This is a genomic window from Thalassotalea fonticola, from assembly GCF_032911225.1.
Classification (GTDB): Bacteria; Pseudomonadota; Gammaproteobacteria; order Enterobacterales; family Alteromonadaceae; genus Thalassotalea_A; species Thalassotalea_A fonticola.
Genome location: NZ_CP136600.1, coordinates 1,030,144 through 1,047,007, shown reverse-complemented (window position 1 = coordinate 1,047,007; position 16,864 = coordinate 1,030,144). Strand labels below are relative to the sequence as shown.

Here is a 16,864-nt window from a genome sequence, read left to right as displayed (position 1 = left end):
AATTATTGTAAAAAAAACGGTGCGCACACCGGTCAATTTGTTGGTATTATAATGACGAATCGTCACTATAATGTGCTAAAAAAACGGCAAAATAGTCACCGCTTATTTATTAATAAAAACCCAAATAGATTAGGTATTTACCTGTAAATTCTTTGCATAAGTTTGCTGGGATTAATTATCTGAAATTTAATTCTCTACCCATAGATTTCATTAGCGCAAGTTCGCCTGGAAATACTGTCTTTAATCCTAATTCTAGTGCTTGCTTGTAGTCTTTTTCTTCTGTTAATGGTTGCCATCTTAAGCCATCAAAAATGAGATTGTTTTGATTAAATAATTCACGTTCTATGACCATAGGTATACCACCACACATATCACTTTCAGAATAAAGCAACTCGATGGTACCGTAATTGGCTGCCCATATATTAAAGCAAACCTGCATAATACTCATGTGTGCAGGCAAAACTAGCTGATTACTTGCTTGTGCATCTTCAATGATGCCAAAAATGGTGCCCATTAGTTTTTGCTCTAGTAAATCCTGCTCTCGTATTCTTTTTTCACTGGACTTACCATATACATTTGGGCTTTTAGAACATTGAACCGTTTTAAACAACGAGGGATGCAATATTGCATACAGCAAATATGCAATATTCTTAAGCATCATACGCTCTCTAGCGCAACCTTGATGCTGTGCTGCACGGCTGAATAAGTCAGACAATATGGTTGCTGCATGATTACCTATGGCTAAAAACAAATCTTCTTTGCCAATAAAATGTTTGTAAACAGTGCCCTTTGAATAGGGCACAGCAGCAACGACTTTATCCATAGTGATATTTTCAACACCATGTTTTTCAATTAATGCGATTGTTGCATCAATAATGTCTTGTTCACGAGCTTTTAAACTGTGCTCATCTAAAATTCTTGGGGTCATATTTTAAGTGACGATTCGTCATTACGTGTGACAATAATAAATTATTGAAAGATTTTGTCAATACAAATGTAAATAAAATGTAGATACATTCTAAATTAATGAGTATTGATAGGGCTGTGCCCATTTTGTCTAACTGAATGTGGCAGCATGTTTACGGAGTTTATGATTACCATAATTCTCGCTTAACCCTGTCATGAACTCGATGATAGCCAAGGAAATCAATTTTGAGTTTTTCAATCCCGTGCATGTCCTACATTATCTGTAATCGTTTAACTAAAACTCGTCCAGATGTTATCAAAGAAAATGACCACACATGTATATATATAAGCATCAAAGCCTTTTTAATATTAGTGTTTAAAAACTGATAACAATTGAACTAATAAGCCGTTATCCTTAACATTAGAACTTTGTTTCAATATTCACTTAAACAAAATCATAGGAGCCGTTTGTGTCATCCTCTTTTATCAGTAAACTGCCAAATTTAGAGACCAGTATTTTTACTGAAATGTCGATAATGGCCAATCAACATCAGGCAATAAATTTATCTCAAGGCTTCCCAGAATTTGATACACCTGCTTTTTTGAAAGATAAAATTAACCAAGCGATTAATGAAGGGAAAAATCAATACTCACCATCAAACGGCTTGCCTGAGCTATTAACTCAAATTGCCGAAATGGTGCATAGGCAATATCAAACTGATTTAGCCGTTGAACAAAAGCTTGATGGGCTAAACAACATTACTATTACTTCAGGGGCCACCGAAGCATTATGGGTCGCCATACAAACCCTTGTGCGCCAAAATGATGAAGTGATTATTTTTGATCCCGCCTACGACTCTTATGAGCCTGCCATTGAGCTTGCAGGAGGAAAATGTCGCCACATCGCACTTGATGCACCAAGTTATACAATAAACTGGGCTCTGGTAGAGCAAACAATTAATGCAAAAACACGCGCCATTATTATCAACAGCCCACATAATCCGACGGGTTCAATACTTAGCCAGTCGGATCTGAGTACGTTACAGGCATTGGTTGAGAAATATAATTTATATGTGATCAGCGATGAAGTATACGAACACATGACCTTTGACGGCTTACGCCATGAAAGTGTTTTGCGTTATCCTGAGTTATTTAAACGAGCCTTTGTCGTATCTAGCTTTGGTAAAACCTTTCATTGTACAGGCTGGAAAATGGGCTATTGCGCCGCACCCAATAAGCTTACTAGCGAGTTTAGAAAAATCCATCAATACGTCACCTTTAGCACATTTACTCCTGCACAAATAGCGATTGCGCAAATGTTAAAAGAGCAATCTTCGCATGTCACAAGCTTAGCAAGCTTCTATCAGCAAAAAAGAGATGTACTCATAAACGCACTAAAATATTCTCGCTTTACCATACTACCGTCAAAAGGAACTTATTTCTTATTATTGGATTATTCAGCCATATCAGAACTCAATGATCGTGAATTTTGTCATTGGTTAACGAAAGAGGTAGGTGTTGCAGCTATTCCCCTCAGTCCATTTTATCAAGCAGAGCAACGGCTGAATTATCATCAGAATAATAAGGTGATCCGACTCTGTTTTGCCAAAAACGACGACACCTTATTTCAAGCGGCAGAAATATTATGTCAACTTTAACCATAGCAGCGGTGCAATACGATATTCATTGGCTAGATCAACAAGCCAATTTTAATCGCTTAGAACAACTGTTCGCAGATCACTTTAGAGAAAATTTTGCTGCCGACTTATTATTGCTACCAGAAACATTTTCAACTGGCTTTTGTATTAATAAAAAAGGTGTGGAAGAAGCCGAAGATGGAGGCATTGCCTTAGCATGGCTAAAGAAAATGGCAAAACAGTATAACTGTGTGGTTGCTGGCAGTGTGTTAGTAAGTCAAAACGATAAGAAGGTGAATCGCTTTTATTGGGTCTGTGCTAATGGCACTGTTGAACATTACGATAAACGCCATTTATTTCGCCTAGGCAAAGAGCAAGATCACGTCGCACAAGGCCAAAACAGAAAAATAATCACGATTAATGGCATCAACATACTGCCATTGGTTTGTTATGATTTACGCTTTCCTGTTTGGTCTAGAAACCGTCAGGACTATGATCTCATGGTCAATGTCGCTAATTGGCCAGCGGCGAGGCGCCATGTTTGGGATACCTTATTAAAAGCGCGGGCAATGGAGAATCAAACCTGGGTTGTTGGCGTCAATCGCATCGGAGAAGATGGTAGAAATACTTCACACTCTGGTGGCACGACGATAATTGATTTTAGCGGTAAAACCATTATTAGTGCCGTTGATAATCAACAACAAATTATTACCACGCAACTCGATTTTAGCAAGCTTGAGAAATTCAAACATGACTTTCCTGCATTTCTAGATGCTGATGAATTTGAGTTGCAATAATGCAGTACTGACTCAGACGAGCTAACAATTTTTTTATAGAACTGGATATGGTTATATTGTTTTTTAAACGCCAGAAACGAAAAAAGCCCGTTAGGGCTTTTTCATCGTTTGCTTTTTTACATTTGGAAATTGGTTGCGGGAGCAGGATTTGAACCTACGACCTTCGGGTTATGAGCCCGACGAGCTACCAGGCTGCTCCATCCCGCGTCCGAATGACCTATATAAATAGGAAAGCCAATAACTATTTGAATTCTGTTATTAGAGAATTGGTTGCGGGAGCCAGATTTGAACTGACGACCTTCGGGTTATGAGCCCGACGAGCTACCAGGCTGCTCCATCCCGCGTCCGAATGGTTTAAGATAAACTTAAACAAGCCAGTAACTATTTAAACTCTGTTACTAAAGAGGGTATTCAGACATTTTTAATTTACAAACTGAATTGAAAATTGGTTGCGGGAGCCAGATTTGAACTGACGACCTTCGGGTTATGAGCCCGACGAGCTACCAGGCTGCTCCATCCCGCGTCCGAATGGTTTAAGAAAATTCTCAAACAAGCCACATCAGTTTTGATTCATAATGTAAGAATAAATTCAGAATTCTTTTACTTAACTTTCATTAACTAAAGAGAATTGGTTGCGGGAGCCAGATTTGAACTGACGACCTTCGGGTTATGAGCCCGACGAGCTACCAGGCTGCTCCATCCCGCGCCTGAATTCGAGGCGTACTATAAGGATTGCCATGACATAATGCAAGCAGATTTATCTAAATAATTAATATAATTTACATTTGTGGGCAATAAACAATCAGGCGCTTTTTTAATGTACTCAAACTGTATGATTTTTGAGGCTATAAAGTCTATTTTTTAGTTATTTGGGGACTGAAATTTATAATAACGATCAAATGGTTAATAAAGTTGTGTTAATTGTCTTTGTAATAAGACAAATGCGGGCAGGTCGTTTATAATCTGCGCCATCAAATGCTTTGGATCAACACATGAAACAATTTTTAGCTTTAACTTCTTTTGGTATAGAGTCACTTCTAGCCGATGAAATCACTGCAATAGGTGGCAGTGATGTAGTGCAGCGCCCTGAAGGCGTGCATTTTAGTGCAACTATGGAAACGGGTTATCAAGCCTGTTTAAAGTCTCGCTTAGCCAGTCGTATTTTAATTCGTATTGATGCGCCTTCAGCAGTAAAAGATAAAGATGCACTATATAAAGCTGCAAAAGATATTGATTGGACTGAGCATTTTACCAGTGAAGACTTCTTCGCCGTAGATTTTGTTGGTAAAAATGAACACATACGTGATTCACAGTTTGGTGGGTTAACGGTAAAAGATGCGATAGTTGATTGTTTCAGAGATGAGGGTTTAGATAGGCCTTCTGTTGAAAAAACTAATCCTGACATTCGTATTCAGGCTAGGTTACTTAGAAATGAAGTTACTTTCTATATTGATTTTTCTGGTCGTTCATTGTCTAAGCGTGGATATCGTGAACATTCTGGAGCAGCGCCAATTAAAGAAAACCTAGCTGCAGCACTAGTTGTTCGCTCTGGCTGGTTAAATGATACAAGCAAGCCGCTAGTTGATCCTATGTGCGGTTCAGGTACATTATTGCTTGAAGCTGTTTCAATGGCGTCGGGAATACAACCCGGTGTAGATAGAGAGCAGTGGGGCTTTAGCCGTTGGAAATTTCACGATGCTAGTTTATTTAATCAACTATTAGATAAAGCAAAGCAAGAAACCGAACAAGCATTAGCAAAAAGTAAAGTTAAAGTGTTTGGCTTTGATATGGATGGCAGGGTAATGCAAACAGCGAAAGCGAATGCTCGCAGCGCTGGCCTTGGCCATATGATTGAATTCAAACAAGGTCGAGCTGAAGAACTTAAAAATCAATTCGGTGAACCCGGCCATATTCTATTTAACCCGCCTTATGGAGAACGTATTGGTTCATTGCCTGAGCTTGTGTCTACGTTTACCGAGCTTGGTAAAGTATTTAAACAAGAGTTTTTAGGTTGGAAAGTTGGCCTTATTACCGCCAATGTTGAAATGCTCTCATTACTAAAGCTATCTAGCTTTAAACGTTATAAATTTAAAAATGGCCCATTAGATTGTCAATTAGCGTTATATAATATTGACGAAGGTCAATTAGATCGTACACCTGTGCAAACCGACTTTACTGGTCAGAATTCAGACTTTGCCAATCGCTTAAAGAAAAATGTAAAAGGTTTAAAATCTTGGCTTAAGCAAAACGATGTTAATTGTTACCGCGTTTATGATGCCGATATTCCTGAATTTAATGTCTCTATTGATATCTATGGCGATCATTTAGTATTGCACGAGTATGCGCCGCCAAAAGACATTGACGAAGTAAAATCAGCGAAACGTTTACAAGAAGCAATTTTTTGGGCTCCAAAAGTATTGAACATTGACACAGATAAGGTGGCGTTAAAAGTAAGAAGTAAACAAAAAGGTAAAAACCAGTACCAACAGTTAAGTAAAAGTAAAAAGTCACTTATCGTAAAAGAATACGATGCTTTACTAAAAGTTAACTTATGGGATTACCTAGATACCGGTTTATTTTTAGATCATCGTAAAACCCGTAAAATTGTTGCTAAAAAAGCTAAAGGTAAAACATTACTTAATCTTTTTGCCTATACGGGCTCTGTTTCATTACAAGCTGCTATAGCAGGCTCTGAAAAAGTAACTACGGTAGATATGTCTAAAACCTATTTAGACTGGGCCCAAGATAACTTTGAATTAAATAAATTGCGTGGCCACAAGTATGAGTTTATTCAAGCTGATTGTTTGCAATGGTTAAAAGAAAATAGCTTTAAATATGATGTTGTATTTATTGATCCACCTACGTTTTCAAACTCAAAACGGATGAATACAACCTTTGATGTACAGCGCGATCATATGGATTTAATTAAAACCGGAATGAAATCTGTTGCTGATAAAGGTGAACTGATATTCACCAATAATAAACGTGGCTTTAAAATGGATTTTGACGGGTTAAATCTAGTTGGCCTAAAAGCTGAGTGTTTAACGGAAGTTACTCGCGATTTTGATTTTAAACGTAACAAGCATATACATAACAGTTGGTGTATTAGCCGTTTATAAAGAACCGAATGTTATGAAAACCATACAATATAATTTATATGGCACCGACGGGTGCCATTTATGCGAAATAGCTGAACAGCTATGCGCCGAGCTGATCAATACTGATAATATTGCCTACGTAGATATTATTGAACAGCCTGAGTTGGTTGAGTTATACAGCACAAGCATTCCTGTGTTAGAGCATTTAAATAGTCATATGGCCTTATATTGGCCATTTAATATTGAACAATTACAAGAGTTTATCAGTGGAACTAATTAGAATTACTAACGCAGAGCTTGCGTTCGGCGAAGATAAGATCCTCGCCAATACAGAGTTTAGAATTCAAACAGGCGAACGAGTATGTCTCGTTGGTCGTAATGGCGCAGGTAAGTCGTCATTAATGAAAATCATCAATGGTATGCAAAACTTAGATGATGGACAGATGGTTTTTACCAATAATATTAAAGTGGCCATGCTCGCACAAGATCCACCTAAATCTGAAGATACCACTGTTTTTGATTATGTTGCTCTTGGTCTAGAAGTTAACGGCAAACTTATTCGTCAGTATCACGAAATACTTAATGTTGTAGTTGAAGACCCATCAGAGCAAAACTTAGAAGAAATGGCGAAAATCCAAGGCAAGCTTGAACAAAATAATGCTTGGGAAGACGAACAGCGTATCGAACAAGTATTAAGTAAGCTGCATTTAACCCCTGATCAAAGTATTAAAGAGCTTTCAGGTGGTTGGTTAAGAAAAGTGGCATTAGCACGGACTTTGGTAACGAATCCAGATGTATTGTTGCTGGATGAACCGACTAACCACTTGGATATTACTAGTGTGCTGTGGTTAGAAAACTTCCTTAAGAACTATCACGGAACAATAATATTTATCAGTCATGATAGAGCATTTATTCGCTCGGTATCTACTCGTATAGTTGATTTAGACCGTGGTATATTAACAAGTTACCCTGGTAACTATGATTTGTACCTTGAGCAAAAAGAAAATGACTTACAAGTTGAAGCCCAGCAAAATCATTTGTTTGACAAAAAACTTGCTGAAGAAGAAGTATGGGTCCGCCAAGGTGTAAAAGCGCGTCGCACTCGTAATGAAGGCCGTGTTCGAGCTTTAGATAAATTAAGAGAAGAACGTAAAGCCCGCCGCGATGTTAAAAAACAAGACAATATGGTGCTTACCCAAGGCGATCGTTCTGGTAAATTAGTATTTGAGTGTGAAAATTTAAATATGACATTCAGTGATAAGAGCGTCATTAATAGTCTCGATTTATTAATCACTCGTGGCGACCGTGTTGCTTTTATTGGTGGTAATGGTGTTGGTAAGTCAACATTATTAAAATTAATTACCGGTCAGTATCAACAAACCTCCGGTAAAATGCGTAATGGCGTTAATTTAGAAATTGCTTATTTTGATCAGCACCGCGACCAACTTGATGTCAACATGACAGTACAAGACGCAGTTTCTGAAGGTAAGCAAGAAGTAATGGTTAATGGCAAGCCGCGTCACGTACTTGGTTACTTACAAGATTTCTTATTCAGTCCTAAACGAGCTCGTACACCGGTTCGTGCGTTATCGGGTGGTGAAAGAAACCGTTTGTTACTTGCGAAACTATTTTTAAAACCAAGTAATTTACTTATTCTCGATGAGCCAACCAATGATTTGGATATTGAAACCCTTGAATTACTCGAAATGGTAGTAGCAAATTACCCTGGCACGGTATTATTGGTAAGTCATGATCGTGATTTCGTAAATAATTGTGTAAATAGTTGTCTTTACTTTGACGGTAGTGGCGAAATAGGGCAAATTGTTGGTGGTTATAGTGACGTTGAAGATTATTTATCTTACAAAGCGGAACAAAATGCGAAATTTACAATCAAAGACAAAACTAAAGAAAAAACGCAGGAAAAATCTGTTGCAGTAAATAAAGTTAAAAATAAATTATCTTTTAAAGAAAAACATGAGTTAGAATCATTACCCGAATTATTGGAAACCCTTGAACAACAAGTGGAAGATTATCAGCAACAAATAAGCAGTGCTGATTTTTACAGCCAATCTTCAGATAAAACTCAACAAGTATTAAAAGAATTACAAGAAATTGAAGCCAAGTTTGAACAGGCTTTTGACCGTTGGCAAGAATTAGAAGAAATTCAAGAGAAAAGTAGTTAATGAAAACCTTGATAAAATCAGTTATAGCGTTAAGCATTTCCGGTGCTTTATTAGCACCAGCAGCACAGGCTGTTACATACACCATAGAAGATTTAGGTATTGTTGATACCGTTGAAAATTCATACGGTATTGAACAAAATAACTCCGGACAAGTTTTATTGTCTGGACAAACAACTTACAACTTTCCTGTTCAATTTCAACATTTTGATGAAGATGGTGACGATTTTGATGAAATTGTGCGTTTAGCCAATAATACTCATGATAGTTACTATGATTTATTTAAAATAGATGATGCCGCCGAAGATGCATTACGCGCAGGGAATCCTGATGCAAACGCTCTTTCTTGGACAATTCTATGGCTCAGAAGTAAAGGTGGTACGCTACATCAAAAGTACGGCGATGCGCAAGTTTATGTTTATGAGCCTAATAGTGACGCAGCAATAGAATTACCAGTGTTTGATGAAACATTCGAAGACGGTAACTATACTCGTTCAACTATCGATGTAGCAAAAGGCATAACAGATGCTGGCCTTGTTTATGGACACTCTTCAGCTCCTTACCAAGCATTAGACCCATTTGATGATGGCGGCAGCGAATTAAATACCCATTGGGTTAATGATTTTGCTAGCCGTGGTTGGGTACGAAGTATTGATGGCTCTGTTGAATTTGATTTGATCCCGTTTACTGAATTAGATGAAACAACGAATCACTATGGCGGTTTGTCTGCGGTAAATGATATTGCGTCTATAAATGGCAATACTGTCGCTATCGGTACTTCAAGTGTAGCACTTAACTCAAGAGCTGTTGAAGATTTGGAGGAAGAGGGCGATTACTGTGATGATCGCGAGGATGACATGCCATTTGAAGCCTGTGTGCAAATCATTCGACCAAATCTATATTATTCAAATGCGTTGAAATGGGAAGTTGACGAATCAGGCACATTGATAGCTGCAACCGATTTAGGTCGGGGTGTGGTAAATATTGATGAAGACGATAAACGACCATTTACCAGTGATGCACTAAGTATCAATGATTCTGGCATCATTGTTGGTTACTCTCACTTTTGGTGGGATGAAGACGAAACAACACCAAGTTCAAATGAACGAGTGGGCAGTTTCGCTGCAATATTTAAAGATGACCAAATTATCGATTTTACTGATCGCGACGATTATTTTGACTCAAAAGCCTTAGATATTAACAACGATGGTGTATTTACCGGTTACATGTACAAATATGTTAACGGTAAAGCCAGAACAAAGTTTTATTACGCCAATGCAAATGATGCTGAAATTACACCTGTATTTCCAACTGACTTTTTCAAGGGGTCATCAAGTTACCCGCATGCGATTAATAATAATGGCATGATAGTTGGTGAAGGTGAAGTTGAAGATTTCGTCGATAGTGGTAGTACTCCACGTCGCCGTCATGGTTTCTTATACAGCATTAACGATGATGCGTTTTATAACGTTAACCAGTTTTTAAGCTGTGATGATCAAGCTAAGTACACCATAGTAGAAGCCAGAGATATCAATGATGATAATAATGTAATATTAGGTACTGCTTGGGTTAAAGCTCCTAAATTAGATTCAAAAGGCGAACCATTCTCTATTGATGGGCAAGTTATTCTTGATGCTGAACAGGACGTGTTAGTTGCGGTTAGATTAACGCCAACAGGTGAAGAGTTTCAAGTAAATGACTGTTCAGTAGAGCTTGGTGAAAAAACCGAACGAAGAGGCGCAAGCTTTGGTTTCCTATCAATACTTGCCGGTATGTCTTTATTGTTTAGACGACGTCGAGTTAGTTAACAATTTCAATAAAATACGTATAAAAAAGGGAAGTGATAACTTCCCTTTTTTTATGATTTTAAAACTAGTTTCTAAAATTTTGAAGTATCTTCAAATAAACCAACTTTTAAATCAGTAGCTGCGTAAATTACACGACCATCAACTTCTACAGTACCGTCTGCTAAACCCATAAATAACTTACGTTTAATTACTCGTTTAAGATCAATACGGTAAGTAACCTTAGAAGCTGTTGGTAAAATTTGGCCAGTGAATTTAACTTCACCCACACCTAGCGCTCTGCCTAAACCAGGTCCACCAGACCAAGCCAGGAAAAAGCCTACTAATTGCCACATTGCATCTAAGCCTAAACAACCTGGCATTACCGGGTCACCTTTAAAGTGACAATCGAAGAACCAAAGATCAGGAGTGATATCTAGTTCGGCAATTATTTCACCTTTACCATATTTACCACCTTCATCAGTAATTTTAACGATGCGATCCATCATTAACATATTGTCTGAAGGTAATTTGCTGTTTCCAGGACCAAATAATTCACCAGTACCAGCTTGAATTAGACCTGCTTTGTCAAATGAGTTTTGTTTTGTCATGACTCTACTTTCTCTATTAAATGTATAATAGATAATGCTAATTATCAGCTAATTGGCATTATCAGAAAATCTGCCGCTACTTTAGCGAACACTTGTACACTAAACAATAATTATTTGAAATAAATTGCAATTACTTTGGTTATCCGTAACCATAAGCAATAAATATATTAAAAGGTAATGCCTATGACTAATAAGCCTAGCAAAAAAGCCGCATTAACCAATGCTGAAAAGCAAAAAAGATTTCGAGATAAACAAAAAGACAGTGGAAAAAAGGAGGTTAGAGGCTATTTAACTTCCGAAGCCATTGAATGTTATGCAAAAATTAGTGACCAAACGGATTGGAACGATAGTGTTATTTTATCAAATGCGATTCGTATTACTTATGCAGCTTATAAAAATGGCCAAATTGGCTTACTTAATAATTGGCTTAATCAAAATAAACTTTAATCGCATATAACATATGTGGTATTTTTATATTAATAAAAAAAGTGATTTGCACCGTAGGGGAAATAAGTGATCAAAGTATTGTTGGTAGATGATCATGATCTAGTTAGAATGGGGATCAGACGTTTACTTGAAGATGCTTCAGGTATTGAAGTTGTTAGTGAAGTATCTACCGGTGAAGAAGCCGTGCAGTACTGCCGTGCTAATGTTCCCGACGTTGTGCTTATGGATGTTAATATGCCTGGAATAGGGGGCTTAGAAGCAACTAAGAAAATCATCCGCTATAACCCTGACATTAAAGTATTAATTTTAACTGTTCATATTGAAGATCCTTTCCCAACGAAAGTAATGCAAATAGGCGCTTCTGGTTTTTTAACTAAGAATACACCACCGCAGGAGATGATTCAGGCGATTAAAGCGGTTAAAAGCGGTCAACGTTACATTACCCCCGGAATTGCCCAGAAAATGGCATTGAGTCAATTTAATAAACCTGATGAAAGCCCGTTTTCTTCTTTATCTGAGCGTGAATTACAAATTATGATGATGATCACTCGTGGTGAAAAAGTGGTTGATATATCAGATCAATTAAGTTTAAGCAGTAAAACCATAAACAGTTATCGTTATCGTATGTTCGATAAACTTTCGGTGAGTAACGATGTTGAGCTTACTCACTTAGCAATTCGTTATGGCATGCTTAATACAGAAATGTTGTAGAATTTCCTAACAGAATATATTTGGTAATTTGATGACAGAGCAAAGTAATGACTTTGACTATAAAGCTTTCTTATCTTCGGTAACTGAGCAAAGCGGTGTATACCGTATGTATGATGGTGAACAAACTATCATTTATGTAGGTAAAGCAAAAGATCTAAAAAGTCGACTGAGTAGTTATTTTCGAAAAGATGTTGGCAGTGTTAAAACTAGGGCCTTAGTGAGTCATATAAAAGCTATAGATGTCACTGTAACTCATACTGAGGGCGAAGCCCTTATTTTAGAAAATAACTACATTAAGAAATACCAGCCTAAATATAATGTTCTGTTAAGAGATGATAAATCTTACCCGTATCTATTAATTAGTTCCCATAAGCACCCTAAATTAGGCTCTCATCGTGGCGGTAAACGTACTAAAGGCGAATACTTTGGCCCATTCCCTACAGCAGGTGCTGTATGGGAAAGTCTTAGGTTAATGCAAAAACTTTTTCCAATTAGACAATGTGAAGATAGTTACTACCGGGCCCGTTCAAGACCATGTTTGCAATATCAACTTAAGCGCTGCTCAGCCCCTTGTGTAGGAAAAATATCCGATGCAGACTATCAACAACAAGTAAGCTTGGCTCGATTATTTTTACAAGGTAAAAATGAACAAGTGATTTCCTCCCTTGTTAGTAATATGGAAGTTTCAAGTGAGCAATTGGATTTTGAAAATGCTGCCCGATATAGAGATCAAATTGCTACGTTAAGAAAAGTTCAACAACAGCAATTTGTTAGTGGTACAACCGCAGAGTTAGATGTGATTGGTTTCCATCGTTTGAAGAATCAAGCCTGTTTGCATTTGTTGTTTATCCGCGATCAAAAAATTCTGGGAAGTAAAAGTTTTTTCCCTAACATTCCAGCCAATACCAGTGATGAAGAAGTTGTAGAAGCATTTATAAGTCAACACTATTTAGGCGAAGGCGTTGACCAAGCTAATATTGCCAAAGAAATCATTCTGCCGCTTGCTTTTGAATCTCAAAAAGAAATTGCAGTGTTATTAACAAAACAAGCAGAGCGTGACGTTAAACTTTCAGTAAACGTTCGTTCAGAGCGTTCTCGCTATTTAAAATTGGCGACGACCAATGCCGAAAATGCCTTAAATGTAAAAAATAGCCATAAAGAATCGATGCAAGCGCGTTTTAGAGATTTAAATAATGAATTTGAGTTATCCAAGCCAATAGAGCGGCTTGAGTGTTTTGATATAAGCCATACCATGGGACAACAAACTATTGCCTCTTGTGTTGTGTTTAATACTGATGGGCCGTTAAAAAGCGACTACAGGCGTTATAACGTGCATGGTATTACTCCTGGTGATGATTATGCGGCAATGTCTTTTGCCCTGAACAAACGTTATAGTAAAGTTACTGACGAAGATAAGCTGCCAGATATCGTGTTTATTGATGGTGGTAAAGGTCAATTAGCAAGAGCGGAAACATTTTTTGCCGATTTAAATATAACAAAACCGCCTATGCTTATTGGTGTAGCAAAAGGCGAATCTAGAAAACCAGGGTTAGAAACCCTAATCATGGCAGGCTCGCATCAACTTATTTCTTTGCCAGCTACTTCTCCTGCATTACATTTAGTACAGCATATCAGAGATGAATCACATCGTTTTGCTATAGCCGGCCACAGAGCAAAAAGAGGAAAGGCTGCTACTAAATCAACGTTGGAAGAAATTCCAGGTATTGGCATGAAAAAGCGCCAAGCGCTGCTTAAATATTTAGGCGGATTACAAGAAGTTAAAAAAGCGACGGTAGATGAGTTGATGAAAGTACCAGGTATAAGTAAAGATTTAGCGACAAATATTTTCAATAGCTTACATGACAATTAACCTTCATCATGTACAATGTATTTATAATAAAAAGCCTGTAGTAGAGTTATGTGGACAATACCTAATCAAATAACACTTTTCCGGATTATTTTAATCCCTGTTTTTGTCGTTGTGTTTTACATGCACGACATGATGCCTGAAACATTTTCAAAAAATTGGTCAAATTTTGCCTCGTTCGCAGTATTCTGGGTGGCTTCTATCAGCGATGCATTAGATGGATACCTTGCTAGAAAATTAAAACAGTCTAGTAACTTTGGTGCATTTATAGACCCTGTCGCTGATAAACTTATGGTTACTATCGCCTTGGTATTAATAGTTTCTGAATACCGTAACCTTTGGGTTACCGTTCCGGCATTAATCATGGTTGCTCGTGAAATTATAATTTCAGCGCTACGAGAATTTATGGCTGATTTAGGTAAGCGCGGTAATGTTGCTGTATCTGAATTAGGTAAGTGGAAAACAGCAGCGCAAATGTTGGCATTAATGGGCTTAATTTGGAATCCTAATTATCCAATTCCTTTAGGCTTGTTCGATTTACCTGCAATTGTGATTAATTATGCAGCATGGGGGTTTTACTTTTTTGCCACTGTTTTTGCCTTTGTTTCAATGTTTCAATATCTTAAAGCAGCTTGGCCAGAATTTTCAAAAAAATAATAAACATTTATTTTCACTAGGTGGTTAAATAAATTACAAATTTAAGTTAAAAAAACGACAGATTAGTCGTATTTTAAGCAAACAGAAAAAAATAGAAAAAAATTGAAGGTAAAGTGTTGACTCATCAATAGAACGATGTAGAATGCACATCCGTTGACAAGGAGTCGACATCTTGAAGCGGCTGTAGCTCAGCTGGTAGAGCATCACGTTGCCAACGTGAATGTCACGAGTTCGAGTCTCGTTAGCCGCTCCAATTTTTTCTAAGGAAGTACATCACCAACAGTTGATGAAAATTGGCGGGTTGGCAGAGTGGCTATGCAGCGGATTGCAAATCCGTGGACCTCGATTCGACTTCGGGACCCGCCTCCACTTTGCCCGGGTGGTGGAATTGGTAGACACACGGGATTTAAAATCCCGCGTCTTAACGGATGTGCCGGTTCAAGTCCGGCCCCGGGTACCATTTTCATTGATTTGATGGTTTGTATGAAGAACGTAATAATTAAATTAAGCGGCTGTAGCTCAGCTGGTAGAGCATCACGTTGCCAACGTGAATGTCACGAGTTCGAGTCTCGTTAGCCGCTCCAATTTAATGTTACAAAATAGATTATATGAAGCGGCTGTAGCTCAGCTGGTAGAGCATCACGTTGCCAACGTGAATGTCACGAGTTCGAGTCTCGTTAGCCGCTCCAATCCAATCTAATATTTTGCTACTTAGTCATGTAGAAATGACAGGCATTATCCTAATTTAGGAATACAATGCCCGGGTGGTGGAATTGGTAGACACACGGGATTTAAAATCCCGCGTCTTAACGGATGTGCCGGTTCAAGTCCGGCCCCGGGTACCATTTCTACAATGTATTAAGTAACATAGCTCTATATGAAGCGGCTGTAGCTCAGCTGGTAGAGCATCACGTTGCCAACGTGAATGTCACGAGTTCGAGTCTCGTTAGCCGCTCCAATTTCTTTCTTATAAATCTCATTTTATTTATTAGAAAAGTAGGGAACCAATCTCTACTCAAAAAAGCATACCCAAACCTTTATAGGTACTGTGCCCGGGTGGTGGAATTGGTAGACACACGGGATTTAAAATCCCGCGTCTTAACGGATGTGCCGGTTCAAGTCCGGCCCCGGGTACCATTTTAAGATATCCAATATTCTCCTAATAAACTTACTTACTGAACTTGTTTCAGTATCACTATCATTTTGCTGAATTTATTTCAGTATCTGCTCTTAATCTTGTTGATTTAAAATCCCACGTCACTCTTATCAACATGATGTGTCGGTTCAAGTCCGGCCCCGGGTACCATTTTTAATATATTTCCTTTATTCATATTTACAGACTACCTCAAGATATTTGCTGAACTTGTTGCAGTATCACTATCATTTTGCTGAATTTATTTCAGTATCTGATCTTAATCTAGTTAATTTAAAATCCCGCGTTATTCATCTAATCGCAATACTAAGCACATATTTTTTAGTTTCATCATCTTAAAACTGAAATAAATCTACATTTTTCTATTATTATTAGTAGTATTAGATACATAGATAATTAAATAGAGGTTTTGATGAAATTTTCATGTTTTAAGTTCGCGGCTTTATTATTGTTACTATCTGGCTGTGCTACATCGTATAATCCTGATATTGATTACAATCCAGAATATAACTTTGCACAGTTACAAACATTTGTTGTGTTAGATGACTTTGAAGCAAATCAACAGGCGTCAAAAAAACTTAACCGAAACTTGAGCAGTTTAGACAACGATCGTTTGATTAAAGCTATTAGCAATACGCTAAAACAAAAAGGCATGGCTGAAGTAGATAAAGCTGATGCAGACATGCAAGTACGCTTTCAATTAGTCACTAAAGATAAAACTCAATTAAGAACTTACAATACTGGCTTCTACCAATGTTGGCGTTGTAGAGGTTTTTATAGCTATCCGCATCATACTGGAACGCAAGTTGAAATAAAGGATTATGTGGAAGGCACGATTATTATAGATTTTGTTGACCCTGCAGAAGGGAAATCAGTTTGGCGTTCAGTAGTGTCTAAAGCGATTAAGAAAACCAAAATACCTGTTGAAGAAAAACAAGCTAAAATCCAAGAGTTGGTTAATGCCATGTTAGCAAGCTTTAAAGCGCCAATTGTGGCCCAGTAATAAAGGAATTCTC

Annotated in this window: 13 protein-coding genes and 12 tRNA genes; 19 read left to right on the top strand and 6 right to left on the bottom strand. The window is 37.7% G+C overall.

The window, feature by feature from the left end:
- Positions 1-175: 175 nt before the first annotated feature.
- The gene (locus RI844_RS04345) at positions 176-928 is read right to left on the bottom strand and encodes a TetR/AcrR family transcriptional regulator (protein ID WP_348397229.1); all 753 of its coding nucleotides are present in this window, start codon (positions 926-928) and stop codon (positions 176-178) included.
- Between the two features lie 505 nt (positions 929-1,433).
- On the opposite strand from RI844_RS04345, the gene RI844_RS04340 reads away from it, so the two are divergent.
- Complete coding sequence (locus tag RI844_RS04340; RefSeq protein ID WP_348398317.1) at positions 1,434-2,564, top strand: methionine aminotransferase; 1,131 nt, start codon at positions 1,434-1,436, stop codon at positions 2,562-2,564.
- Entirely contained in the window at positions 2,552-3,340 is a 789-nt protein-coding gene (locus RI844_RS04335; protein ID WP_348397228.1) for an amidohydrolase, read from the top strand. The genes RI844_RS04340 and RI844_RS04335 overlap by 13 nt, the downstream gene beginning before the upstream one ends.
- Before the next feature lie 130 nt (positions 3,341-3,470).
- On the opposite strand, the gene RI844_RS04330 is transcribed toward RI844_RS04335, so the two are convergent.
- From RI844_RS04330 to RI844_RS04315, 4 genes are all read right to left on the bottom strand, one after another.
- A tRNA-Met gene (locus tag RI844_RS04330) sits at positions 3,471-3,547 on the bottom strand.
- A gap of 60 nt (positions 3,548-3,607) precedes the next feature.
- Positions 3,608-3,684: transfer RNA gene (locus tag RI844_RS04325), tRNA-Met, on the bottom strand.
- 102 nt (positions 3,685-3,786) lie between these two features.
- A tRNA-Met gene (locus tag RI844_RS04320) sits at positions 3,787-3,863 on the bottom strand.
- Positions 3,864-3,969: 106 nt separating this feature from the next.
- Positions 3,970-4,046 (bottom strand) — tRNA-Met (locus tag RI844_RS04315).
- A 286-nt stretch (positions 4,047-4,332) separates the two neighbouring features.
- Here RI844_RS04315 and rlmKL point away from each other — a divergent pair.
- The 4 genes from rlmKL to RI844_RS04295 are packed head-to-tail and all read left to right on the top strand — an operon-like array spanning position 4,333 to position 10,426.
- Positions 4,333-6,459 (top strand): bifunctional 23S rRNA (guanine(2069)-N(7))-methyltransferase RlmK/23S rRNA (guanine(2445)-N(2))-methyltransferase RlmL, encoded by a 2,127-nt coding sequence (rlmKL, locus tag RI844_RS04310; RefSeq protein ID WP_348397227.1) that lies wholly within the window; start codon positions 4,333-4,335, stop codon positions 6,457-6,459.
- A 13-nt stretch (positions 6,460-6,472) separates the two neighbouring features.
- Positions 6,473-6,718 carry a glutaredoxin family protein gene (locus tag RI844_RS04305; protein ID WP_348397226.1) on the top strand — a complete coding sequence of 82 codons (246 nt, stop codon included), beginning with the start codon at positions 6,473-6,475 and terminating at the stop codon, positions 6,716-6,718.
- Positions 6,705-8,621 carry an ATP-binding cassette ATPase Uup gene (gene uup / locus RI844_RS04300; RefSeq protein ID WP_348397225.1) on the top strand — a complete coding sequence of 639 codons (1,917 nt, stop codon included), beginning with the start codon at positions 6,705-6,707 and terminating at the stop codon, positions 8,619-8,621. The genes RI844_RS04305 and uup overlap by 14 nt, the downstream gene beginning before the upstream one ends.
- Positions 8,621-10,426, top strand: coding sequence for a DUF3466 family protein (locus RI844_RS04295; RefSeq protein WP_348397224.1), 1,806 nt, complete (start codon positions 8,621-8,623; stop codon positions 10,424-10,426). Before uup ends, RI844_RS04295 begins: the two co-directional genes overlap by 1 nt.
- Before the next feature lie 71 nt (positions 10,427-10,497).
- Here RI844_RS04295 and fabA read toward each other — a convergent pair whose 3' ends face one another.
- The gene (gene fabA / locus RI844_RS04290; protein WP_348397223.1) at positions 10,498-11,013 is read right to left on the bottom strand and encodes a 3-hydroxyacyl-[acyl-carrier-protein] dehydratase FabA; all 516 of its coding nucleotides are present in this window, start codon (positions 11,011-11,013) and stop codon (positions 10,498-10,500) included.
- 183 nt (positions 11,014-11,196) lie between these two features.
- Here fabA and RI844_RS04285 point away from each other — a divergent pair, with 183 nt between their 5' ends.
- The 13 genes from RI844_RS04285 to RI844_RS04225 all read left to right on the top strand — a co-directional run bounded on the left by RI844_RS04285 (position 11,197) and on the right by RI844_RS04225 (position 16,851).
- A complete protein-coding gene (locus RI844_RS04285; RefSeq protein WP_348397222.1) occupies positions 11,197-11,460 on the top strand; it encodes a hypothetical protein in 264 nt (87 codons plus the stop codon).
- 66 nt (positions 11,461-11,526) lie between these two features.
- Complete coding sequence (gene uvrY / locus RI844_RS04280; protein WP_348397221.1) at positions 11,527-12,171, top strand: UvrY/SirA/GacA family response regulator transcription factor; 645 nt, start codon at positions 11,527-11,529, stop codon at positions 12,169-12,171.
- 31 nt (positions 12,172-12,202) lie between these two features.
- Positions 12,203-14,041 (top strand): excinuclease ABC subunit UvrC, encoded by a 1,839-nt coding sequence (gene uvrC / locus RI844_RS04275; protein WP_348397220.1) that lies wholly within the window; start codon positions 12,203-12,205, stop codon positions 14,039-14,041.
- Between the two features lie 48 nt (positions 14,042-14,089).
- Positions 14,090-14,695 (top strand): CDP-diacylglycerol--glycerol-3-phosphate 3-phosphatidyltransferase, encoded by a 606-nt coding sequence (gene pgsA, locus RI844_RS04270; protein ID WP_348397219.1) that lies wholly within the window; start codon positions 14,090-14,092, stop codon positions 14,693-14,695.
- 177 nt (positions 14,696-14,872) lie between these two features.
- Positions 14,873-14,948: transfer RNA gene (locus tag RI844_RS04265), tRNA-Gly, on the top strand.
- Between the two features lie 42 nt (positions 14,949-14,990).
- A tRNA-Cys gene (locus RI844_RS04260) sits at positions 14,991-15,064 on the top strand.
- 4 nt (positions 15,065-15,068) lie between these two features.
- A tRNA-Leu gene (locus tag RI844_RS04255) sits at positions 15,069-15,155 on the top strand.
- 48 nt (positions 15,156-15,203) lie between these two features.
- Positions 15,204-15,279 (top strand) — tRNA-Gly (locus RI844_RS04250).
- A 29-nt stretch (positions 15,280-15,308) separates the two neighbouring features.
- Positions 15,309-15,384, top strand: a tRNA-Gly gene (locus RI844_RS04245).
- Between the two features lie 69 nt (positions 15,385-15,453).
- Positions 15,454-15,540, top strand: a tRNA-Leu gene (locus RI844_RS04240).
- A gap of 37 nt (positions 15,541-15,577) precedes the next feature.
- Positions 15,578-15,653: transfer RNA gene (locus RI844_RS04235), tRNA-Gly, on the top strand.
- A gap of 92 nt (positions 15,654-15,745) precedes the next feature.
- Positions 15,746-15,832 (top strand) — tRNA-Leu (locus RI844_RS04230).
- Between the two features lie 428 nt (positions 15,833-16,260).
- A complete protein-coding gene (locus tag RI844_RS04225; RefSeq protein ID WP_348397218.1) occupies positions 16,261-16,851 on the top strand; it encodes a DUF4136 domain-containing protein in 591 nt (196 codons plus the stop codon).
- The last annotated feature ends 13 nt before the right edge of the window (positions 16,852-16,864 follow it).